Origin of the sequence: Paucibacter hankyongi, from assembly GCF_037482915.1 — a bacterium.
Taxonomy (GTDB): Bacteria; Pseudomonadota; Gammaproteobacteria; order Burkholderiales; family Burkholderiaceae_C; genus Paucibacter_A; species Paucibacter_A hankyongi.
Map to the genome: position 1 here is coordinate 13917 of NZ_JBBHJX010000016.1, position 21177 is coordinate 35093.

A 21177-nucleotide genomic window follows, 5' to 3' on the forward strand; every position below is an offset into this window, starting at 1 on the left:
GCGGGCGGGGCTGTTGCAGCTGGGAACAGGCGCCGAAATTCAGGGGTGAATGCACCCCTTCGGCCCACTTAGAGCGGTCTGGCCTGGGATGAAACCCCGCTGGGCTGGCAGGCGCTGGGCGCGAGGCCCAGAACAGGCGCAGGGCCTGTGGCCACCGGCGCTTGGGCTCTACTCAGACCTCAGACTTTGGCCAGCGCGGTGCCGAGGGCACCGGCCGGTGCTTCGCGCAGGGCGCTGATCACGGCCTGCAAGCGCGCTTGCTGCTCGTCGCTGAGCCCACTTTGGCGCAGGGCGGCGACGAACCACGCGGCTTGCTGGGCGGGGCCCTGCTCGCTGCCGCCGCGGCCTTCCATCGCATCTTTCAAGGCCTTGAGCTTGAGCTGGCGGCGCGCGGCCATCAGCTCGGGCGAGCTGTCCAGGTCCAATGCGGCTTCGAGTTGCAGCAAGACTTCATCAAAGGCCGCGTCGGCTGGGCCGGCTTGGCGTTGGTTCAAGGCCTGCTCCCAAGTAGCGGGCAGGGCGCCGGCTTGGGTCCACTGCGCGGCGAAGCTGGCCTCATCCATGGCGGCGGGGTTTTGCTCGCGCGACAGGCACAGCGCCCACTTCTTGGCCAAGGCTTCGCACTGCGACTGCCATTGCAACTGGCTGCGACCTTGCAGGATCTGCAGCGCCGCTTGATGGGCGGCCTGCAAGCGCGTGTTCAGCGCGGCCTCGGTGGCGCGTGGCAGCTCGCCGCCTTGGCGCCAGCCGCGGTCCACCTCGGCCAGGGTGCGTCGAATCTCGGCGTCAGGTGTTTCCAAGCTCAGCGCGCTCAGCTGCGCCAGCAGAGCCTCATAGCCGGCCACGCTGGCCGAGATGGCTTCATCGCGGGCATTGAAGGCGGCTTCGCGCTGGGCAAAGACGGCGTCGGTGGCCGTCTTGAAACGGGCCCACAAACTGTTTTCTGCGGCACGGGCCAGCGGCAGGCTGCGTGCCTGGGCTTGCCACTGGGCTTGTAAGTCGCGCACCCGCTGGGTGGTGTCGCGCTGCTGCGGCTGTGCTGCGATGTCGCGGGCCAGCGCTTCGGCGGCGGCAATCAATTGTTCGCGTTGCGCTTCGGCGCGAGCGCGGGCTTGCTGCAAGGGCTGCTCGATGCGCTCCAGCAGGGCGCGTTGGCGTTGCAGCAAATCGCTTTGCGCCGCATGCGGCACCGTGTGTTCCACCGGTCCGAGTTGGCGCCAGGCCGTTTGGAACTGGCTCAAGATGCGCAGCTGCTCTTTCCAATGGGCGCTGGCTTCTTCAGCGGCCAGGGCCGCTGTGGCTTCGCTGCTCAGCACCGCTGCGTTTTGCAGTTCGTTGAGCAAGACCTCGCGGGCGGCAAGATTGCTCTCGCGTGCGGCGCGCATCTCGGCCACTTGGGCTGCGATGGGGCGATGGGCGATTTGCAGCGCGGCATCGAAGCGCGCCCACAGGGCCTGACCGGCGCCGCCGCTGAGGCGCTCGACCTCTTTCCAGCGCTGGCGTAGCGATTGGATGGCTTCGCGATGGGCTTTCAGGTTCAGCTTGGGGGCCGGGGCAGGGGCAGCGGGGGCTTCCTCTTGGACGCTGTCTGTAGTGCTGCCGGGGCTACTGGCCTGGGGGGCTTCGGCAACTTCAGCGCTTGCTGCGACTTCAGTCTCAGGTTTAGGGGCTTCAGTCTCAGCAGGCTGCGGCGTGGCTTGCGCCAGTTGCTCAGCTTCGGCAACCAGCGCGTCGAGCGCACGGGCTCCGCCCCAATGCTCCCAGTCGCGCAGGTGCATGCGTTCGGCATGCAGCGCTAGCAGGCGGCCGCGCAGGGCCTCGCTCAAGCTCTTGGCGGCGAAGCTTTCGGTCAGCGTGTCCACGGCTTGCAGCTGGCGCAGCATCTCGCTGCTCAGGCCTTCGCTGGATGCGGCCTCGGCGGCTTGCAGCAAGACTTCGAGTTGCTGCAACTGCTCGGCGCTGGCATCGGGCAGGCTGGGCCGGCGCTTTTCATCAATCTTGTTCTTTTTCTTCTCGGCCTTAGGCGCAGCGGGTTCAGCGGCATCCTGCTTGGCTTGGGGCGTCTGTGCGCGCTTCCAGGCCGCAAACTGCTGTTGCAGCGCTTGCTCCCAGCTTGCTTGGGCCAAGGCGGGCAAAGCCTGCCATTGCTGAACGGCTTGCTCGAACGCTTGGTTGGCGGCGTCCACTTCAGGCGGAGTGGCTTCAGTCGTTTCGCCTTCGGCTGGTGCAGTGCTTGCTTGTGCCGGTGCTGCAGGCACAGCCGGCAAGGCACGGCAATGCGCCAGCAAATTCAGCTTGGCCAAGAGCGACTCGGTTTGGCCCAAGGCCTCGGTGATGCGCTGCGCCAGCGCTTCGCTCTGGGGCAGCTGGGGCTGGGCTGTCTGCAACGCCTGCAGCGCGGGGATCAATCCTTCCAGGGCCTCAGCTTGGGCTTCGCTCGCTGCGTTTGTGCAGCGGGCTTGCCAGTCGCTCAGGGCCTGTTCGGCCTCTTGGCTCCAACGCTGCAGCGCTTGCTCTTGCTCGCTGCGCTCGCGCAGGCTTTGGTTCAGTGCGGCGCTCAAGCGGGTGAAGGTTTCGATCTGCTCAGGCGCCAGCAGTGCTGCGTCCAGCGCTTGCCATTCGCGGTCCAGACTGATCAGGCGATTGACAGGCAATTCGGCGTCCGCCTGCAAGGCCTGGGCGCTGGCGATCAGCGCTTGCGCCTGGCTGCGGGCCACGCGCGTTGCCACAGCCGCTTCCAGCTTTTGCTTGGCCAGACGCTGCACTCGGCGGTCGTGCTTGCGGAACTCGCGCTCGGCCTGTTTAAGGCTGTCTTCGCTGCTCAGGGCCTCAATCGCGGCAAGCTTGATGTCCAAGAGGGGCGTGGCCTGGGCCAGGGCCAGCAGGGCCGCTTCGTCGCCGAGTGCGGCTTGCAGACGTGGCGTCCATTGCGATTTGGCATCCTCAATCTCGCGCGCTTTTTGTGCGGATTTTTGAGCCTGTGTTTCTTGCGCCAGTTCGGTGGCCCGGGCTTTTTGCTCTTGGGCAGCGGCTTGTGCAGACGGGGCAGCGGACGCGCTCTTGCGTCCAAATTTCTTGAAGATCCAGCTCAGCATGGGCGTGCGGCCTGGGCCGCGATTCAGTTGGGGGTTGTTCGACTTGGCAAGGCGCTTGCGTCGCGCGGCGCCGCCCGCAGTGTAGGCGGCCACCCATCACTGTAAACTTATACAGGTATGGACTCGCCTCAAACCCTCAGCCCCACGCGGGCCCAGCTCTCGCGCCTGATGAAGATCTGGCGTTCTGCCGGTTGGCCCTGCCACGACGGTTTGGAGCTGGATTTGATCGCAGCCGGCTGGGTGGAGCCCATGTCTGCCGCCGCCAGTGGCCTGCACAGCCTGAGACTGAGCGCCAGCGGCATTCAAGTCTTGGCTGCGGCTCGGCGCCGCAATCTGCGCGCGGCCAGCGCGCATGACCAATTGGCGGAGCGGGTAGTTCGTAGCTTGCAGCAAAACGGGCGCGTGGTCTGGCGGGAGTTGTCGCTGCGGGCGCAGGCCTCGCCAGCCGCAGGGGACACCGCTGCCGCTGTTCTTGCGTCCGATGGGCTGGCGCCGCCGGAGCTGCCGGGGCTGCCTGGTTTCGTGGCCGAAGCGCCCGATGCCACGCCCGTGCCTCAAGCCGCTGGCGGCAAAGCGGTCTGGCGCATGGCGCGGCCGGATGTGTTTTCGGTGCGCAATACCTCGGTGCAGGCCTATCTGCAGCCGGTGGTGCATGAGGTCAAGGTCAGCCGGGCCGATCTCTTGTCGGACCTGCGCCATGCGGCCAAGCGCGAGTCATATCAGTGGCTGTGCAGCGAGTGCTTTTATGTATTCCCCGCCGGCATCGCCGAGCCACAAGAGATCCCCGAGGATTTTGGCGTTTGGGTTTTGCATGGCGAGGTCGCGGATGGCCGGCTGGAGCTGCTGCGCCCGGCCCGGCACCGGCACTGCGAGTTGCCGTTTGCGGTCTGGATGGCTTTGGCCAAAGCGCATCCGGCCCCAGGCCCGGAGGAGTCGGCGCAAGCGCAACTGGGCGGCGAGGCGGAAATGCCTCTGCCTGATTTGCCTGATCTTCCCGAGTCGCCGTGAGCACTCAGCCGCAGTACACGGTGGCGGTGCGGGCGTTGTGCGAGTTCGCCGCCAAGTCGGGCGACCTGGACCTGCGATTCACCCCTGCGCCCAGCAGCCAAGAAGGCATCGCCGGCCATGCCCTGGTGGCGAGCCGGCGCGGTGCTGACTACCGCGCCGAGCTGAGCCTGAGCGGCCAATACCAAGCGCTCTTGGTGCGCGGCCGCGCCGATGGTTACGACCCCGGCCGCAAGCGTTTGGAGGAAGTCAAAACTCATCGCGTCGCGCTCGCGCGCATGCCGGCCAATCACCGCGCCCTGCATTGGGCGCAGCTGAAGGTCTACGGCGCGTTGCTCTGCGCTAGCGAGGGCTTGCCCGAGCTGGACCTGGCCTTGGTCTACTTCAACGTCGTCAGCGAAGAGGAAACAGTGCTTTGCGAGCGCCACAGCGCGGCAGACTTGCAAGTGTTTTTTGAGCAGCTGTGTGAGCGCTTCCAGGGCTGGGCCGAGGTTGAGTTGGCGCATCGGGCGGCGCGGGACGAAGCCTTGAATGCGCTGCGTTTTCCGCATGCGGACTTTCGTCAGGGCCAGCGCCCCTTGGCGGAGTCGGTTTACAAAGCGGCGGTTTCGGGGCGCTGCCTCTTGGCGCAGGCGCCCACCGGCATTGGTAAAACCGTGGGCACGATTTTTCCGCTGCTGAAGGCCGGCCCGGGTCAGCGCCTGGACAAGGTGTTTTTCCTGGCGGCCAAGACCTCGGGGCGGGCCATGGCCTTGGAGGCATTGAACAAAATCTCTCGTGCTGCACCCGAGGCCCCGCCGCTGCGAGTGCTGGAGTTGGTGGCCCGCGACAAGGCTTGCGAATACCCGGACAAAGCCTGCCACGGCGACTCCTGCCCGCTGGCCCAGGGCTTTTATGAGCGCCTGCCGGCGGCTCGCTTGGCGGCGGTGTCGCAGCCATCGGGCACGCTGCTGGACAAAGCCGCGCTGCGCGCAATCGCCTTGCAGCATCAGGTCTGCCCCTATTACCTGAGCCAGGAGCTGGTGCGCTGGGCTGATGTGGTGGTGGGCGATTACAACTACTTCTTTGACCTTAGCGCCATGCTGCACGGCATGAGCCAGGAGGCGGGTTGGCGCGTGGCGCTTTTGGTGGACGAGGCGCACAACCTGGTGGAGCGCGGCCGCAAGATGTACAGCGCCGAGCTGCAGCAAGCCAAGCTGCGCGCCTTGAAGCTGAGCGCGCCGGCCATTCTCAAGAAACCGCTCGACAAGCTGCAGCGCACATGGGCCGCCTTGAACAAAGAAGCGGGCGAGGCGCAACGCGAGTACGCGGTTTTGGAAGCTCTGCCGGCCAAGCTGCTGACGGCCTTGCAACTGGCCAGCGCCGCCATCACCGAGTACATGAGCGAGCATCCCACCGAAAGGGATGTGGCCCTGCAAGACTTCTATTTCGAAGCCTTGCACTTCACCCGCTTGGCCGAGCTGTTTGGCCCGCATTCGCTGTGTGACTTGCAGCTCAGCAGTCAAGGTTTGGCCAAAACCTCGTCCACCCTGTGCATCCGCAATGTGCTGCCGGCCGAGTTCCTGAAGCCGCGCCTGCAAGCCGCCCACACCGCCGTCTTGTTCTCGGCCACGCTGCAGCCTTTTGCTTATTTCGCCGACCTCTTGGGCCTACCCGAGCGCAGCGCTTGGCTGGAGGTGGAAGCGCCCTTCAGTGCCGAACAGCTGCAGGTGCGGGTGGCGCAGCAGGTGTCGACCCGTTACCAGCATCGCCGCGCTTCATTGCCGGCCTTGGTGGCCTTGATGGGACAGCAGTTTCAGCAGACCCCGGGCAACTACCTGGCTTTTTTCAGCAGTCACGACTACTTGAACGAGGCGGCTGACCTCTTCGAGCGCGAGTTTCCAAACATCACGATTTGGCGCCAGCAGCGGCGCATGGCCGAATCGGCCCAGGCCGAGTTTTTGGCCCGCCTGACCGAGAGCAGCCAGGGCATTGGCTTTGTGGTGCTGGGCGGTTCGTTCTCGGAAGGGGTGGATCTGCCAGGCAAGCGCTTGATCGGCGCCTTCATTGCCACCTTGGGGTTGCCGCAGCTGAACCCGGTCAATGAGCAGATTCGGATGCGCTTGGATCAATTGTTAGGCCAGGGCTATGACTACGCTTACCTCTACCCAGGTTTGCAGAAAGTAGTGCAGGCCGCAGGTCGGGTGATTCGCACCGTCAGCGACGCTGGCGTGGTGGTCTTGATGGACGACCGCTATGCGCGGCCCGAGATTCGGGCCTTGCTGCCGCGTTGGTGGCAGATCGAACGCTCGGCTTGAACGGATTTGTTCAGTACAGCTCAAGCTCAATGACGCGGGTTTCGAGGGCCTGCGCCTCCCAGCGGCGTTTGTATTGAAAGCGCAAGACATAGTGGCCGGGCTGCTCGGCCTGGATTTGAAAGACCTGCTGGCCGCCGTCCCCGGGGCTGGGGGCGGCGGCTTGTTCCATGGCGAGTTCTCTCACCCGCAGGCCCGCCGGAGCGGTCAGCGGTTCCCAAAGATAGCCGGTGCTGGGCGCTGAGCCCAGCTTCAGCTCAAAGGGCTTGCCGGCTTCAAACTTCAGGCGCATAGCGGACTGGGATGTCGTTCAGGCATACCACTTGTGATACATGGCCGAGTCGGTGCCCTCGACAAAGCAGTCCAGGCGGCCGGGGGCCCAGGAACTGACGCCGACGCCGGAGCTCAGAATGCCGCCCAGATCCTCTTCGCCGCTCCAGCTGCTGCCGTCCCACCATTTGTGCATCATGTGCGAAGTGGCGCCGGCGTAGAACACGTCGATGCGGTTGGGCCCCCAGGACTCGGCGGCCGGCTCGGCGCTGACATAGCCGCCCAGGCTCTCCCAGCCGCTCCAGGCGCCATTCCACCACTTGTGATACAGCTTGCTGTCGGTGCCTTTGACGAAGCAGTCGAGCCGGTTGGCGGCCCAACTGGACACCGCCGGGCCCGAGGCCAAGACGCCGCCGAGGTTCTCCCAGCCGCCCCAGTTGGCGCCGTCCCACCACATGTGATACATCGCGGAGTCAAGCCCGCGGCCGAAGATGTCGATGCGGTTCGGGCCCCATGAAACCGCGCAAGGCTCGGAGGAGAACTGGCCGCCCAGCGACTCCCAGGCGCTCCAGCCGCCCTGGAACCACTTGTGATACATGCGGTGATCCAGGCCCACGGCGAAGATATCGAGTCGACCATTGCCCCAGGAGCAGATCGCCGGTGCGCCCTGGATGCCGCCGCCTAAGCTCTCCCAGCCCTGCCAGCTGCTGCCGTCCCACCAGCGGTGGTGCACGGCCGAATCGGTGCCGCGCGCCACCACATCGATGCGATTGGCCGCCCAGGAGGTGGCGCTGGGCCGCGAGGTGATCACGCCGCCGAGGTTTTCATAGCCATGCCAACCCACTTGCGGAGGCGGCAAGACCACGCCTTGGGCGGTGGCGAATGGGTAGGCGTCGAACTTGCATTCGCCGTAGCCAATCTTGAAATAGCCGGCCATGCCAAAGCTGTCGGCCCAGGAGTTCTTGCAGATCCAGCATTGTTCGGCCTCGGAATAACCAATCACTTCAACGCAATGGCCACCGCGGTAGACGCCCGAGACATGGTGATAGACACCGCTGCCATAGGAGAAGAAATCGTCGTAGACATCAAAGGACGCCGAGCAAGGGCCGACATTGCTGAGGTAGTTTTTGCGGTCAACGATGCTGCTCAGCAGGCCGTGCGAGTTGATCTTGATCGCCGCAGCGGCGCGATTCGGGATGGCGCCGGCATGCGGTATCCAGTAGTGCGGTTCGGCCGGGCTGTTTTGCGGGGGATTTTCAAAGGCGGCCATATAGGGGAAAAGCGCATCCGGCACCACGCCGCGCACCTTGATCTGCTCCAGGCAGTCATTGGCATTCCAGCCGCTGCAGCTGGCCCCGTGCGAGGAGCCGAAATGCGCATCGGCCTCCGAGAGATTCAGCAACTGGCCTTTCTCGATCGAGGCCATGGACTCCACCAAGGCGGTGCAGCAAAAGGACACGCAGGAGCCGCAGTTCTTTTGATCCTTCACCGAGGTGACGTGATTGCCATTGCGGTTGCGCCAGTCCACGGCCGGCGCGAAGGCGGCTGGCGCCTTGCTTTGTGGTGCCGGTGCGGCCGCCGCGTCTATGTACTCTTTGGTGAAGATGACACCCAGCAAGGCCATCTTCTGGCTTTCACTGAGCAAGGATTGCGGGGTCTGTCGGGCTGTCCAGCGTGCCTTCGCTTGGCTCAGGTCTTTCGACAGTGCATTGATATCGAGGTTAGGCATTACTGTGCTCCCATTGGTGAATCATCTGCGTCAGAGCAGGCGCGCCAAATACGCAGCCAATGGGCGCCTACTAAGCGCACCATTGCCTCTGACTCATTCACACTAGGTGCTGGTGAGGCCGATTGATATGCCGGCCCCCTAGCTTGTCACCACTTCTTTGGAGCGATCATGAGCACACAGAACTCCCTCTACCTCTGGTTGGGCCAACATGTGTTGGCTTGCTTTGTTTTGCTGACGTTCAGTTTCATCGTGTTCGGCGCGCTGTCCTTGGACTTGATTCGCCTGTTTTCAGCCAATGCGGCCTTTCTGCTGGCGCATGGATGGATTGCGGTGCTGGAAGGCGGATTACGTCAGTTTTTGGAGTTATTGTTCAACGCGTTCTTGGCGATGGCGGCTTATCTGCTCTTCAAACTCAGTGAGCATGCGCTGGTCCATCGCCTGATGGCCGGGCGCGGCGCCACTCGGCGCTGAAACTGGGTGTTAAAGCCGAGCCAGCGAGCCGGCAAGTTCGTCGCGCAAGCGACGGAGCCTGACGAGTTCTTTTTCGGGCGCTTGCAACGCCGGCCAGAGCAGGGCGACCAAGTCCCTTGCGGCCGAGTCGATCTCGATCTGGCGGCCGGCGATGATCACTTCCCACAACATATGTTCCATCGGCCCGAACACCAAGGAGCGCAAAAGCCGCAAGGGAATGTCGGCGCGCACCTCGCCGCTGGCTTGGCCGCGTGCCAACAGGTCCATCAGCGGCGCGGTGTAGCGGCGCTGCAATTCGACAAAGGCGTCGCCAAATTCCTGACCCTTGGTGCGTCCCTCCGAAAGCACCAGGGCGCACAAGCCGGTGCCCTGGATCAAGAATAGGCGCAAATGGGTGTGCACCATGAACTCCAGTTGCACTCGCACCGGCGCCTCGCGCGGCAGGCCGGCTTCGATGGCCTCGATGATTTCGTCGTACCAGTCGCCGATGACCCGCATGCACAACTCCCGCTTGCCCCGGAAGTAAGTGAAGACGGTGGCTTCCGACACCCCCAGGCGCTGGGCGATTTCGGTGGTGGTGGCGCGCTCGTAGCCGCGCTCGGAAAAAACCTCACGCGCCACCCGCAGGATGTCGCGCACCCGTTGCTCGGCCTTGGCGCCGGCGGGCGCACGGCGTTGCACGGCCGCGCTGGTCGACCCGGCGTTGGGGGTGTTTGGGGCGGCGGAGGCTTGTCGGGTGCTCACAGGCGGCGATTCTGCGCAAAAATTGAGTAAAGCTCAAGTGTTGCTTGCAACATCTTCGCAGCTGGCCTATTCTTCGGCCTTCGCATGCCGCTGAGCGACCAGTTTGAGGCGTGTGGATGAATTTGTGAGTTGCACTCATTCCGAATTGGGTGCAGCGATTTTTGGAGACACCATGCCCGCCCTCAGCAGCAAACTGAATGCCCGTTCCGCCGATTTCAAGGCCAATGCAGAGGCCATGCGCGGCCTGCTGGATGACTTGAACAGCCGTTTGGAAAAGATTGCCCAGGGCGGTGGCGAGGCGGCACGCGCCAAGCACACCGCGCGCGGCAAGTTGCTGCCGCGCGACCGGGTCGAGATGCTGCTGGACCCCGGCACGCCGTTCCTGGAGTTGGCACCGCTGGCGGGCCTGAATATGTACGACAACGCCGCACCTGGCGGCGGCATGATCGCCGGCATCGGCCGCGTCTCCGGGGTGGACTGCATGATTGTCTGCAATGACGCCACGGTGAAGGGCGGCACCTACTACCCCATCACCGTCAAAAAGCATTTGCGCGCCCAAGAGATCGCTGCGCAAAACCGCTTGCCCTGCGTCTATCTGGTGGACTCGGGCGGCGCCAATCTGCCCAACCAAGACGAAGTGTTCCCAGACCGGGATCACTTCGGCCGCATCTTCTTCAACCAAGCCAATCTGTCCGCTGCGGGCATCCCGCAAATCGCGGTGGTGATGGGCTCTTGCACCGCAGGCGGCGCCTATGTGCCAGCCATGAGCGACGAGACCATCATCGTCAAAAACCAAGGCACCATCTTCCTGGGCGGCCCGCCCTTGGTGAAGGCCGCCACCGGCGAGGTGGTGACGGCCGAAGACCTGGGCGGCGGCGATGTGCACACGCGCCTCTCCGGCGTGGCCGATCATCTGGCCGATAACGACACCCATGCGCTGGCGATTGCCCGCCAATCGGTCGCCGGCCTGAACTGGCGCAAGGACTCGCAGTTGCTGCTGCAAGCGCCGCGCGAGCCTTTGTTCGACGCCAGCGAGTTGCACGGCGTGATCCCCACCGACACCCGCAAGCCTTTCGATGTGCGCGAGGTCATCGCCCGCGTGGTGGACGGCTCCGAGTTCGAAGAGTTCAAGGCCCGCTACGGCGCCACCCTGGTTTGCGGCTTTGCGCATATCGAGGGCATGCCCGTCGGCATCGTCGCCAACAACGGCATCTTGTTCGCCGAGAGCGCCAATAAGGGTGCGCACTTCATCGAGCTGTGCTGCCAGCGCAAGATCCCGCTGGTCTTCTTGCAGAACATCACCGGTTTCATGGTGGGCCGCAAGTACGAGAACGAGGGCATTGCCCGCGCCGGCGCCAAGATGGTGACGGCCGTGGCCTGCGCCCAGGTGCCCAAGTTCACCATCATCATTGGCGGCAGCTTTGGCGCCGGCAATTACGGCATGTGCGGCCGCGCCTTCAGCCCGCGCTTCTTGTGGATGTGGCCGAATGCGCGCATCTCGGTGATGGGCGGCGAGCAAGCCGCCAGCGTGCTGGCGACCGTCAAGCGCGACGGTATCGAAGGCAAGGGCGGCGCCTGGAGTGCCGAGGAAGAAGAAGCTTTCAAGGCCCCGATCCGCCAGCAGTACGAAGACCAAGGCCACCCCTACTACGCCAGCGCACGGCTGTGGGACGACGGCGTGATCGACCCCGCTGACACCCGCCGCGTCTTGGCTCTGGGCTTGTCCGCTGCCTTGAATGCGCCGATTCCGGACACCAAATTTGGTGTCTTCCGCATGTGAGTGTGGGTCGGATCTGATGACCGAATTGCGCGCCCTGCGTCCCGAGGATTCGCTCGAGGAACTGACCGATTTGCTGCACGCGGCCTATGCCAGCCTCGGCGCGCAAGGCTGGAACTTCACTGCAGTGGATCAGCCGGTGGACTTGACCGCCAAGCGCGTCAGCAGCGGCAACTGCATCGTGGCCGAGCAGGCAGGGCGGCTGGTGGGTACGGTGATGGTGCGGCCCTGCTATCGGCCCGAGCGCGATGCCTGGGCGCTGAACACGCCCTGGTACTTGCGCGCTGACACCGCCATCTTGTCGCAGTTCGCGGTTCATCCCGATTGCCAAGGCCAAGGTCTGGGCGAGCGTTTGATGGATGCGGCCGAGGCTTGGGCGATGACGCAGGGCTTTGCCCACATCGCCCTGGATACCGCCAAGCCCGCCGTCCATTTGCAGGCCCGTTACGCCAAGCGCGGCTTCAGCCCCGTGGGCGAGGTGCAATGGGACGGCAAGACTTATTCAAGCGTTCTGATGGTGAAAGACCTCAGCCCCACTGCAGCCTTGCTGGAAGGGGCTGGTCGATGAGGCGCGGCTTGCGTTTGGGATGCATCGCCTGGGTCTTGGCGAGTCTGAGTATTGCGGCTGCCGCCAAGCTGCGCGAGCAGGAGCAAGATCTGCCGGTTCGCGTCAGTGACCGCTTTGGCAAAGTGATCGAACAGACCATTCGTTTGACGGTGTTCGTCGATGACAGCACGCCACAGCCGCGGCCGATCTTGGTCTTGAACCATGGCCGGGCCACCGAAGCCGAGGCTCGCGCCGCCTTGGGACGGGCGCGTTTTGTTGAGGTTTCGCGCTGGTTTGCGGCGCGTGGATTTGCGGTGGCCCTGCCGACGCGCGTCGGTTACGGCGTGAGCGGCGGTGAGGACGTGGAAGACAGCGGCGACTGCAGTCGCAAGCACTACCGCCCCACCTTTGACGCCGCAGCCGAGCAAGTGCAGGCCACGCTGGCTTGGATGCAAACCCAGCCCGACACTTTGAAGGACCGCAGCGTGGTGATGGGACAGTCCTTTGGTGGCGCCACCTCGATCGCCGTGGCCGCACGCAACCCTGAGGGTGTGGTGGCGGCCATCAATTTCGCCGGCGGCGGTGGAGGCAATCCCAAGACCCATGCGCAAGAGCCCTGCTCCCCGGTGCTGCTCAGCCGTGTCTTGTCGGCCTATGGCCAAACGGCACGAGTGCCCATGCTCTGGGTCTACACCGAGAACGACCAGTTCTTTGGCCCGCGCTATCCCCGGCAATGGGCCGAGGGCTTTGCGGCTGCTGGCGGCCGTGTCGAATTCAAACAGTTCGGCCCGCATGGCGAAGACGGTCATTTGCTGTTCAGCCGCTTTCCGGCGGTGTGGCAGCCGGTGGTGGCCGAGTTCTTGCGCCGCCAGGGCTTTAGCGATTTCAAGGATTGAGAGGACGTGATGGTGCAAATCAGCAGCTTGAAGATTCAACGCGAGGGCTTTGTCGCCACCGTCACCCTGAATCGCCCCGAAGTGCGCAACGCCTTCAATGAGTCGGTGATTGCCGAGTTGACCGAGGCTTTCAAAACCCTGGGCCAGGACCCCAGCTTGCGCGCCATTGTGCTGGCGGCTGAAGGCAAGGCTTTTTGCGCTGGCGCCGATCTCAATTGGATGAAGGCCATGGCCGGCTATTCCTGGGGCGAGAACCATGCCGACGCCTCGCGCCTCGCCGAGATGCTGTGGACGATTTACAGCTGCCCGGTGCCGGTGATTGCGCGGGTGCAGGGCGATGTGTATGCCGGTGGCGTGGGCCTGGTGTCGGTCTGCGATGTGGTGGTGGCGGTGGATGCGGCGGGCTTTTGCCTGTCCGAGGCCAAGCTGGGCCTGCTGCCCGCCACCATCGGGCCTTATGTGGTGCGCGCCCTGGGCGAGCAGGCCTCGCGCCGCTACTTCGTCACGGCAGAGCGCTTCAGCGCCACCGAGGCGCATCGCCTGGGCTTGGTGCATGAGTTGGCCACGCCCGAGACTCTGGACGCCAAGGTGGCGGCGCTGGTGGAGGCCCTCTGCGCCAACGGCCCGGCGGCCGTGCGCGCCTGCAAGCGCCTGGTGCAGGATGTGGCACACGCGACAATCACGCCTTCGCTGCGAGATGACACCGCGCGCCGCATTGCTGACATCCGTGCCAGCGAAGAGGGACGCGAAGGTGTGCAGAGCTTTTTGAACAAGAGCCGACCGTCCTGGTTGGCTTGATGTTTTGACTCGGTCCTTGTCGATGAATTCCAGCAGTACCCAAGCCGATTGGCAGCGCCGCAGTCGCGCCGCCGTTTGGCACCCTTGCACCCAGATGGCACGCGCCGAAGTCGTGCCGCCCTTGCCGATCGCGCGGGGCGCCGGCCCTTGGCTTTATGACTATGAGGGCCGCCGCTACTTCGACGCCAACAGCTCTTGGTGGGTCAATCTGTTTGGCCACGCTGATGCGGGCATCAATGCCGCCATCAAGCAGCAGCTCGACACCTTGCCGCATGTGATGCTGGCTGGCTGCACCCATGCGCCCGCAGTGCGCCTGGCCGAGCGTCTGAGTGCGCGCACCTGTGGTGTGGATGGCAGTGCTTTGGGTCATGTGTTCTTCGGCAGCGACGGCGCCAGCGCGGTCGAGATCGCTTTGAAGCAAAGCTTCCACAGCTGGCGCAACCTCGGCCGCGACCAGAAGCGCGAGTTCGTCTGTCTGAAGAACGGCTACCACGGCGAAACCATCGGCGCCTTGGCCGTCACCGACGTCAAGGTCTTTCGCGATGCCTATGACCCGCTCTTGATGCAGGCGCACATCGTCGAGTCGCCCGACGCTCGCCTGGGCAATGAGGCCCAGGCCTTGGCCGCCATGCGAGCGTTGCTGAGCGAGCGCAGTGTGCAGATTGCCGCCGTCATCATCGAGCCCCTGGTGCAAGGCGCCGCCGGCATGGTGATGTACAGCGCCAACTATCTGCGCGGCCTGCGTGCCTTGTGCAGCGAGTTCGAAGTGCATCTGATCGTCGATGAAATCGCCATGGGCTGTGGCCGCACCGGCCGCTTCTTCGCCTGGGAACATGCCGAGCCCAAGGCGAAGTCGGAATGGCCGGACTTCATCACCGTGTCCAAGGGCATCACCGGCGGCACCATGCCGCTCTCCCTGGTGTTGACGACCGAGTCGGTCTACCAAGCCTTCTGGAGCGAAGACGTGACGCGCGGCTTTTTGCACTCGCATTCCTACACCGGCAATGCCCTGGCTTGCGCGGCGGCGAATGCGGTATTGGACCGATTTGACGCGGGCCAACTGGAGGCCAATGCAGGCCAAGCCGAATTGTTGAAGGCTGCATTTGCACCGCTGGCCACGCACCCCAGCGTGGCGCATCTGCGCCAGCAGGGCATGGTCTTGGCCTTTGATGTGATGGAGCCCGGCCTGCGCTTTGCGGAGCGCTTCCATCTGGCTGCGCGTGCGCATGAGTTGCTGATCCGCCCCATCGGCAACACGGTCTACCTGCTGCCGCCCTATGTGATCGACGCCGAGTCGGCTGCGTTTTTGGCGCAGGCCGTCAGCCGCACGCTCGACGAAGTGCTGGCCCAAGCGCCCGATTCAAGCAGCAAGGATCAACCCCATGTTGCTTGACCACCTGAACGAGAAGCTGCGCGCCATCGAGGCGCAAAGCCTGACTCGCTTTTTGCGTCAGGCCGAAAGCCCGACCGCGCCGCGTCAGCAAGTGCGTGGCGCCGACGGCCGCAGCCGCGAGCTGCTGATGTTCTGCTCGAACGACTACCTGGGCCTGGCCGCCGAGCCCAAGATCACCGAGGCCTTGATCGAAGGCGCGATGATTTACGGCGGCGGCTCCGGCGCCTCGCCCCTGGTCAGCGGCCACAGCCGGGCGCATGAGCAGGTCGCCGAGACCTTGGCGGCTTGGTTGGCGCCGCACATCCCCGAGGCGCGGGCGCTGGGTTTTTGCACCGGCTATATGGCCAATTTGGCCGTGGTCACGGCGCTGGGCGACGAGGGCGCGGAAATCTTCTCCGAAGCCTGGAACCATGCCTCGCTGATCGACGGCGCCCGCCTGGCGCGCGCTGAGGTGAAGCGTTATGCCCATGCCGATGTGGCCGGCTTGCGCGAGCTGCTTTCGGCCAGCACGGCCAAGATCAAGCTGATCGTCACCGACGCGGTCTTCAGCATGGACGGCGATCTGGCGCCGCTGCCGGCCCTGCTGGCGCTGGCCGAAGAGTTCGATGCCTGGCTGATCGTGGACGATGCGCATGGCTTTGGCGTACTGGGCGACAAGGGCCGCGGTTCGCTGGAGCATTTCGGTCTGCGCAGCGAGCGGCTCATCTTGGTCGGCACCCTGGGCAAGGCCGCTGGCTTGGCCGGGGCCTTTGTGGTAGCTCATGCCACCGTCACCCAGTACCTGCTTCAGGCGGCGCGCAACTACATCTTCTCCACCGCGTCGCCGCCGGCCGTTGAGCATGCGCTGTTGAGCAGCTTTGCCTTGATCGAAGGCGAGCTGGGCCAGGCGCGCCGTGCCAATCTGCGCCGCTTGCAAGCCCAGCTGCGTGCTGGCGTTGAAGTGATTCTGCAGCGGCACCCGAGCCTGGGCTGGCGTTTGCCGCCGTCCGACACGCCGGTGCAGCCGCTCATCATCGGCGGCAATGCCGAAGTCATGGCGCTGGCCGCAAGGCTGGAGTCCGAAGGCATTCGCGTGCCCGGCATTCGCCCGCCCACCGTGCCCAAGGGCGAGGCGCGGCTGCGCATCACCTTGTGCGCGACGCATACCGAGGCCGATGTGGCCCAGTTGCTGGCTGCCTTGAGCGCGGCAGCGGCTGAAATGGATCAGAAAGAAAGCGCAAAAGCATGAAGGGCTTTTTCATCACCGGCACCGACACCGAGATCGGCAAGACCTGCATCACCGCGGGCCTGACCCATGCTTTCAGTGCCATAGGCCTGCGCGCCGCGCCGATCAAGCCGCTGGCTGCAGGCCAGGACTACGTCAATGGCCACTGGGTCAATGAAGACGTGCAGCAGTTGCACGCAGCGCAGAGCATAGGCATGAGCCCGGAGCAGGTCGGGCCGCTGCAGTTCCGCGCCGCCTGCGCGCCGCATATCGCTGCGGCGCTGGAGGGTAAGACCATTGAGCGCGAACCCTTGCTGGCCGCCATCCGCGCCAGTGCCGCCTTGGGCGAGCTGGCGCTGGTGGAAGGGGTGGGCGGTTTTCGCGTGCCCTTGAATCCGGGCTATGACACGGCGGATCTGGCTGTGGATCTGGCCCTGCCGGTGGTCTTGGTCGTGGGCTTGCGTCTGGGCTGCATCAACCATGCGTTGTTGACCGCCGAGGCCATTCGTGCCCGTGGCCTGCAGCTGGTCGGCTGGGTGGGCAACCAGGTGGACGCCGACATGCCGCATGTGAAGGACAATCTGGGGGCGCTGGAGGCCGGGCTTGGCGCGCCTTGCTGGGGCCATGTGCCTCGGCTGCCATTGCCCAGCGCAGCGGCCGTGGCCGCCTGTTTGAATCGGGAGCAGTTGCTTGCGCAGCTGGTCTAAACCTCGCCTCCTCTTTTCTTTTCGAATCGCTTTTTGGAATCGCTATGAGCCACTCGCAAACCGTCAACCAAATCCAATCGCTGACGCCCACCACCGACGCGGAGCGCCGCAATAGCAAGACCTGGACGGTGGCCGAAGTGGTGGCCCTGTACAACCTGCCTTTCAACGATTTGATCTTCCGCGCCCAGCAGGTGCACCGCGAGAACTTCGACGCCAATGCGGTGCAACTGTCCACGCTCTTGTCCATCAAGACCGGTGGTTGCGAAGAGGACTGCGCTTACTGCCCGCAGTCGGCCCATTTCGACACCGGCCTGAAGGCCGAGAAGCTGATCCCGCTGCAAGAAGTGCTGGAAGCCGCCCGCGCCGCCAAGGCCAATGGCGCTACCCGCTTTTGCATGGGCGCCGCCTGGCGTTCGCCGAAAGAGCGTCACCTGGAAGCCATTGGCGAGATGGTCAAAGAGGTCAAGGCCATGGGCCTGGAAACCTGCTTGACCGCCGGCATGCTGGGTGACGGCCAGGCCGAGCAACTGGCGGAAGCCGGCCTTGACTACTACAACCACAACCTCGACACCTCGCCCGAGTTCTACGGGCAGATCATCACCACCCGAACCTACCAAGACCGCTTGGACACGCTGGACCGCGTGCGCAATGTGGGCCTGAAGGTCTGCTCCGGCGGCATCGTCGGCATGGGCGAAAGCCGTGGCCAGCGCGCCGGCTTGATCGTGCAATTGGCCAATCTGAATCCCTACCCCGAGTCGGTGCCAATCAACAACTTGGTGAAGGTGGAGGGCACGCCCTTGGCCGACAAGAACACTGAAGCGCTGGACCCGTTCGAGTTCATCCGTTCGATCGCGGTGGCTCGCATCACCATGCCGCGCGCCATGGTGCGTTTGTCGGCCGGCCGTGAAGAGATGCCCGAGAGCATGCAGGCCCTGTGCTTCTTGGCTGGCGCGAACTCGATGTTCTATGGCGACAAGCTGCTGACGACGACGAATCCGCAGGCGGAGAAGGACCGGGCGCTGTTGGAGCGGCTGGGGATGCGTTGTGCGAGTGAGGCGAATTTGGTGCCGCAGGAGGCGGCGTGCGAGAAGAAGGCTTGCTCGTCGCACTGAGGGCTTGAAGCAATGGGCGCTGCGTTGCAGGGGAGGCCCATGCCGGGAGTTCGCCCCGGCGGGCGACCTTCTTTCTTGGGCGGCCAAGAAAGAAGGCAAAGAAGCCGCCCCTGCCGCATGGCCCTTCGGGTCCGCTGTGGTGCTCAGGTCTGCCGGGCCGCGCCCAACTCACTTCGCTACGCTGCGTTCAAACAAGGGGCGCGAAGCATGTTCTTGAAGTCGCTCCGCGACGCCCGGCAAACCCTCCGCTCCTCGCCCATGCAGAAGGGGAGCCCCGGAATACCGTCACGCCTCGCTGCGCATCGGCGTGTTGGGGAGGTCTGCTCGTGAGAGGGCGTCACTGCCATCGCGGCTTACGTGTTTGGCTTGCGCTATTGCCAGTTGTTCTTGTTTCGCATGCCGTAGCGGCCCCTTACCGAGGGCATTTGTTTCTCGGTCCAGAAAACGAGACCTTCTATCCTTGCGGTAGCAAAGTTGGCTATTGGCTTGTCACGACGGCGGAGATGCGTAAGCGCCTTTTAGTTGATGGTTTGGCGAGGTCCGAAGCGCTTGCTGAGCAAGGTGTGTATGTGGAAATCGATGGTCGAGTGGGGCGAAAGACGAAAGAGACGGATGGGCTTGCTTTCGCGTACTCCGCGTTCTTTCAGCTTCAGCGGCTCAAACTAGTTAGAAGGGTTTCAGAAAGCGACTGCAAGTGAAAAACACTTGCTGCGGGTTTGTGACTTGGAGTGAGCCAAAGCGCACTTCATCGAGCTTGGGGCGAGGCGTTTTGGTGTGTTTTGGAATTCCCCGTCTTGCCTGGGTGAGGAGCGCAGGGTTTGGCGGGCGGCGCGAAGCGCCTTCAAGCACTGGCTTCGCGCCCCTTGTTTGAACGGAGCGTAGCGAAGTGAGTTGGGCGCGGCCCGACGAAGCCGAGCACCGCAGCGGACCCCGGAGGGGCCAGGCATTCGGGGCGGTTTCTTTGCTTCCTTTCTTGGGCGACCAAGAAAGGGAGTCGCCCGCCGGGGCGAAATCCCGGCACGGTCTTTGATGGTTGGTGATGTGTCAGCGAAGCCCCGGCGCTATCCAGGGCATGAATGAAGATCAACCCGGATCGATATCCGAGTGAAGTAGGAGACAAACAGAATGTTCAAGAAAATCCTCATCGCCAACCGCGGCGAAATCGCCTGCCGTGTTGCCGCAACGGCAAAACGCATCGGCGTCAAAACCGTTGCCGTCTACTCCGAGGCCGACGCCAAAGCCAAGCATGTGCAGGCTTGCGATGAGGCGGTCTTGATCGGCGGCCCCGCACCACGTGACTCCTATCTTCAGTGGCAGCGCATCATCGATGCGGCCAAGGCGACCGGCGCCGAAGCGGTGCACCCCGGCTATGGCTTCTTGAGCGAGAACGAAGAATTCGCGCAGGCTTGCGCGGCCAACGGCCTGGTCTTCATCGGCCCGCCAGCCAGCGCGATTCAGGCTATGGGTTTGAAGGCCGAATCCAAACGCCTGATGGAGGCGGCCGGCGTGCCGCTGGTGCCGGGCTATCACGGCGCCGACCAAGACCCGGCGCTCTTGCGCGCCGAGGCTGATCGCATCGGCTACCCCGTGCTGATCAAGGCCAGCGCTGGCGGCGGCGGCAAGGGCATGCGGGCGGTGTTTGCGGCCGAAGAGTTTGATGCGGCGCTGGCTTCTTGCAAGCGCGAAGCCATCAATAGCTTTGGTGACGATGCGGTGCTGATTGAGCGTTATGTGCAGCGCCCGCGCCATATCGAGATCCAAGTCTTTGGCGACAATTTTGGCGACTGTGTGTACCTGTTCGAGCGCGACTGCTCGGTGCAGCGTCGCCATCAAAAGGTGTTGGAAGAAGCGCCGGCTCCCGGCATGACGGAAGAGCGCCGTGCCCAGATGGGCGGCGCGGCGGTGGCAGCAGCCAAGGCGGTCGGTTACAGCGGTGCCGGCACCGTCGAGTTCATTTGCGAGCAAGACGGGCGGTTTTACTTCATGGAGATGAACACCCGCCTGCAGGTGGAGCATCCGGTCACCGAGGCCATCACCGGGCAAGATCTGGTCGAGTGGCAGCTGCGCGTGGCCTCGGGCGAGCCCTTGCCCTTGAAGCAGGATGAACTGCGCATGCATGGCCATGCCATCGAGGCGCGCATCTGCGCTGAGAACCCGGACGCCGGCTTCCTGCCCGCCACGGGTGCCTTGAATGTGGCGCGTTGGCCTGAGCATGTTCAGTTTGAGCGGGGCGCGGTCCGCATCGATGCGGGCGTGGGCGAGGGCGATGCCATCAGCCCCTTCTACGACTCCATGGTCGCCAAGCTGATCGTCTGGGGCGAAGACCGGGCCCAGGCTCTGGCGCGCTTGGACGCAGCGCTGCGCGACACCCATATCGTCGGCCTGCAAACCAATGTGGCCTTCTTGCGCCGCTGTGCGGCCACGGCTTCCTTTGCCAATGCCGATCTAGACACCGCCCTGATCGAGCGTGAGCGTGCCGCGCTGTTCGAGCAGCCCGGTCTGCCCTTGACCATCAGCGCCGCTGCCGTGGTGGCGCACACGCTGGCGGCCGAGGCCACGCTGCAGAGCAGTGACCCCTGGAGCCGCCGCGACGGCTGGCGCATGTATGGCGCCTCGGCCCGTCGCTTTGACTTGGAAGTGGCGGGCACTCACCACGAAGTCTTGCTCTCGCGCCACCACCAAGGCGGCATGCAGCTGACGGTGGCTGGTGAGGCCATCGCCTTCGCTGTTAATTCACGCAGCCTGGAGTCGCATGAGCTGCTCTTGGGCGAGGGTCTGGCGCAGCAGCGCGTCACCGTCAGCACTTATGCCGATGGCGAGGTGGTGGCCGTGTTCAGCGCTCAGGGCAGCAGCCTGGTGACTGAGATTGATGTGATTGCTCGCGCCGGTGACGGCCCCGCCGAAGGTGGCCGTTTGACCGCGCCGATGCCGGGTAAGCTGGTCAGCTTCTTGGCGCAGGTGGGTGACACGGTCACCAAGGGCCAGGCGTTGGCGGTGATGGAGGCGATGAAGATGGAGCACACCATCAGCGCGCCGCGTGATGGCGTGGTGGCCGAGTTGCTGTTTGCCGTCGGTGACCAAATCGCCGATGGCGCCGAGCTGCTGCGTTTGCAAGCCGCGGCTTGATCAGGCTGA

The 21177-nt window shown here is 64.3% G+C and carries 16 protein-coding genes; 12 read left to right on the plus strand and 4 right to left on the minus strand.

Annotated features, from left to right (window positions below; translation table 11 throughout):
• Positions 1-179: 179 nt before the first annotated feature.
• On the minus strand, positions 180-3095 hold the full coding sequence (locus WG899_RS18595) for a DUF349 domain-containing protein (protein ID WP_339597152.1): 2916 nt from the start codon (positions 3093-3095) through the stop codon (positions 180-182).
• A 117-nt stretch (positions 3096-3212) separates the two neighbouring features.
• On the opposite strand from WG899_RS18595, the gene WG899_RS18600 reads away from it, so the two are divergent.
• Positions 3213-4103, plus strand: coding sequence for a hypothetical protein (locus WG899_RS18600; RefSeq protein WP_339597153.1), 891 nt, complete (start codon positions 3213-3215; stop codon positions 4101-4103).
• Positions 4100-6397, plus strand: coding sequence for an ATP-dependent DNA helicase (locus WG899_RS18605; protein WP_339597154.1), 2298 nt, complete (start codon positions 4100-4102; stop codon positions 6395-6397). The genes WG899_RS18600 and WG899_RS18605 overlap by 4 nt, the downstream gene beginning before the upstream one ends.
• 10 nt (positions 6398-6407) lie before the next feature.
• Here the strand turns inward: WG899_RS18605 and WG899_RS18610 are convergent, their stop codons facing one another.
• Positions 6408-6686 carry a protease inhibitor I42 family protein gene (locus tag WG899_RS18610; RefSeq protein ID WP_339597155.1) on the minus strand — a complete coding sequence of 93 codons (279 nt, stop codon included), beginning with the start codon at positions 6684-6686 and terminating at the stop codon, positions 6408-6410.
• Positions 6687-6704: 18 nt separating this feature from the next.
• The gene (locus tag WG899_RS18615) at positions 6705-8393 is read right to left on the minus strand and encodes a DUF8189 domain-containing protein (protein ID WP_339597156.1); all 1689 of its coding nucleotides are present in this window, start codon (positions 8391-8393) and stop codon (positions 6705-6707) included.
• 168 nt (positions 8394-8561) lie between these two features.
• Here WG899_RS18615 and WG899_RS18620 point away from each other — a divergent pair, with 168 nt between their 5' ends.
• The gene (locus WG899_RS18620; RefSeq protein ID WP_339597157.1) at positions 8562-8864 is read left to right on the plus strand and encodes a hypothetical protein; all 303 of its coding nucleotides are present in this window, start codon (positions 8562-8564) and stop codon (positions 8862-8864) included.
• A 9-nt stretch (positions 8865-8873) separates the two neighbouring features.
• Here the strand turns inward: WG899_RS18620 and WG899_RS18625 are convergent, their stop codons facing one another.
• Positions 8874-9545 carry a TetR/AcrR family transcriptional regulator gene (locus tag WG899_RS18625; protein WP_339597225.1) on the minus strand — a complete coding sequence of 224 codons (672 nt, stop codon included), beginning with the start codon at positions 9543-9545 and terminating at the stop codon, positions 8874-8876.
• Between the two features lie 235 nt (positions 9546-9780).
• Between WG899_RS18625 and WG899_RS18630 the strand changes: the two genes are divergently transcribed.
• The 9 genes from WG899_RS18630 (at position 9781) to WG899_RS18670 (ending at position 21168) form a co-directional block, all read left to right on the plus strand.
• Positions 9781-11388 (plus strand): carboxyl transferase domain-containing protein, encoded by a 1608-nt coding sequence (locus tag WG899_RS18630; protein WP_339597158.1) that lies wholly within the window; start codon positions 9781-9783, stop codon positions 11386-11388.
• A 16-nt stretch (positions 11389-11404) separates the two neighbouring features.
• A complete protein-coding gene (locus WG899_RS18635; protein WP_339597159.1) occupies positions 11405-11953 on the plus strand; it encodes a GNAT family N-acetyltransferase in 549 nt (182 codons plus the stop codon).
• Positions 11954-11961: 8 nt separating this feature from the next.
• Entirely contained in the window at positions 11962-12828 is an 867-nt protein-coding gene (locus tag WG899_RS18640) for a dienelactone hydrolase family protein (RefSeq protein ID WP_339597160.1), read from the plus strand.
• 9 nt (positions 12829-12837) lie between these two features.
• Positions 12838-13626, plus strand: coding sequence for an enoyl-CoA hydratase/isomerase family protein (locus tag WG899_RS18645; protein ID WP_339597161.1), 789 nt, complete (start codon positions 12838-12840; stop codon positions 13624-13626).
• Positions 13627-13648: 22 nt separating this feature from the next.
• A complete protein-coding gene (gene bioA / locus WG899_RS18650) occupies positions 13649-15019 on the plus strand; it encodes an adenosylmethionine--8-amino-7-oxononanoate transaminase (protein WP_339597162.1) in 1371 nt (456 codons plus the stop codon).
• Complete coding sequence (gene bioF, locus WG899_RS18655) at positions 15009-16247, plus strand: 8-amino-7-oxononanoate synthase (protein ID WP_339597163.1); 1239 nt, start codon at positions 15009-15011, stop codon at positions 16245-16247. The genes bioA and bioF overlap by 11 nt, the downstream gene beginning before the upstream one ends.
• On the plus strand, positions 16244-16930 hold the full coding sequence (gene bioD, locus WG899_RS18660; protein ID WP_339597164.1) for a dethiobiotin synthase: 687 nt from the start codon (positions 16244-16246) through the stop codon (positions 16928-16930). Before bioF ends, bioD begins: the two co-directional genes overlap by 4 nt.
• 44 nt (positions 16931-16974) lie before the next feature.
• Complete coding sequence (bioB, locus tag WG899_RS18665) at positions 16975-18042, plus strand: biotin synthase BioB (RefSeq protein ID WP_339597165.1); 1068 nt, start codon at positions 16975-16977, stop codon at positions 18040-18042.
• Positions 18043-19167: 1125 nt separating this feature from the next.
• Complete coding sequence (locus WG899_RS18670) at positions 19168-21168, plus strand: ATP-binding protein (protein ID WP_339597166.1); 2001 nt, start codon at positions 19168-19170, stop codon at positions 21166-21168.
• The last annotated feature ends 9 nt before the right edge of the window (positions 21169-21177 follow it).

Bases quoted from the DNA above. Each gene is read 5' to 3' on its own strand.
- WG899_RS18645 (WP_339597161.1), top strand. From the start codon at position 12,838: ATGGTGCAAATCAGCAGCTTGAAGATTCAACGCGAGGGCTTTGTCGCC.
- WG899_RS18615 (WP_339597156.1), bottom strand. From the start codon at position 8,393: ATGCCTAACCTCGATATCAATGCACTGTCGAAAGACCTGAGCCAAGCG.
- WG899_RS18595 (WP_339597152.1), bottom strand. From the start codon at position 3,095: ATGCTGAGCTGGATCTTCAAGAAATTTGGACGCAAGAGCGCGTCCGCT.
- WG899_RS18635 (WP_339597159.1), top strand. From the start codon at position 11,405: ATGACCGAATTGCGCGCCCTGCGTCCCGAGGATTCGCTCGAGGAACTG.
- bioD (WP_339597164.1), top strand. From the start codon at position 16,244: ATGAAGGGCTTTTTCATCACCGGCACCGACACCGAGATCGGCAAGACC.
- WG899_RS18630 (WP_339597158.1), top strand. From the start codon at position 9,781: ATGCCCGCCCTCAGCAGCAAACTGAATGCCCGTTCCGCCGATTTCAAG.
- WG899_RS18620 (WP_339597157.1), top strand. From the start codon at position 8,562: ATGAGCACACAGAACTCCCTCTACCTCTGGTTGGGCCAACATGTGTTG.
- bioF (WP_339597163.1), top strand. From the start codon at position 15,009: ATGTTGCTTGACCACCTGAACGAGAAGCTGCGCGCCATCGAGGCGCAA.
- WG899_RS18610 (WP_339597155.1), bottom strand. From the start codon at position 6,686: ATGCGCCTGAAGTTTGAAGCCGGCAAGCCCTTTGAGCTGAAGCTGGGC.
- bioB (WP_339597165.1), top strand. From the start codon at position 16,975: ATGAGCCACTCGCAAACCGTCAACCAAATCCAATCGCTGACGCCCACC.
- WG899_RS18600 (WP_339597153.1), top strand. From the start codon at position 3,213: ATGGACTCGCCTCAAACCCTCAGCCCCACGCGGGCCCAGCTCTCGCGC.
- bioA (WP_339597162.1), top strand. From the start codon at position 13,649: ATGAATTCCAGCAGTACCCAAGCCGATTGGCAGCGCCGCAGTCGCGCC.
- WG899_RS18670 (WP_339597166.1), top strand. From the start codon at position 19,168: ATGTTCAAGAAAATCCTCATCGCCAACCGCGGCGAAATCGCCTGCCGT.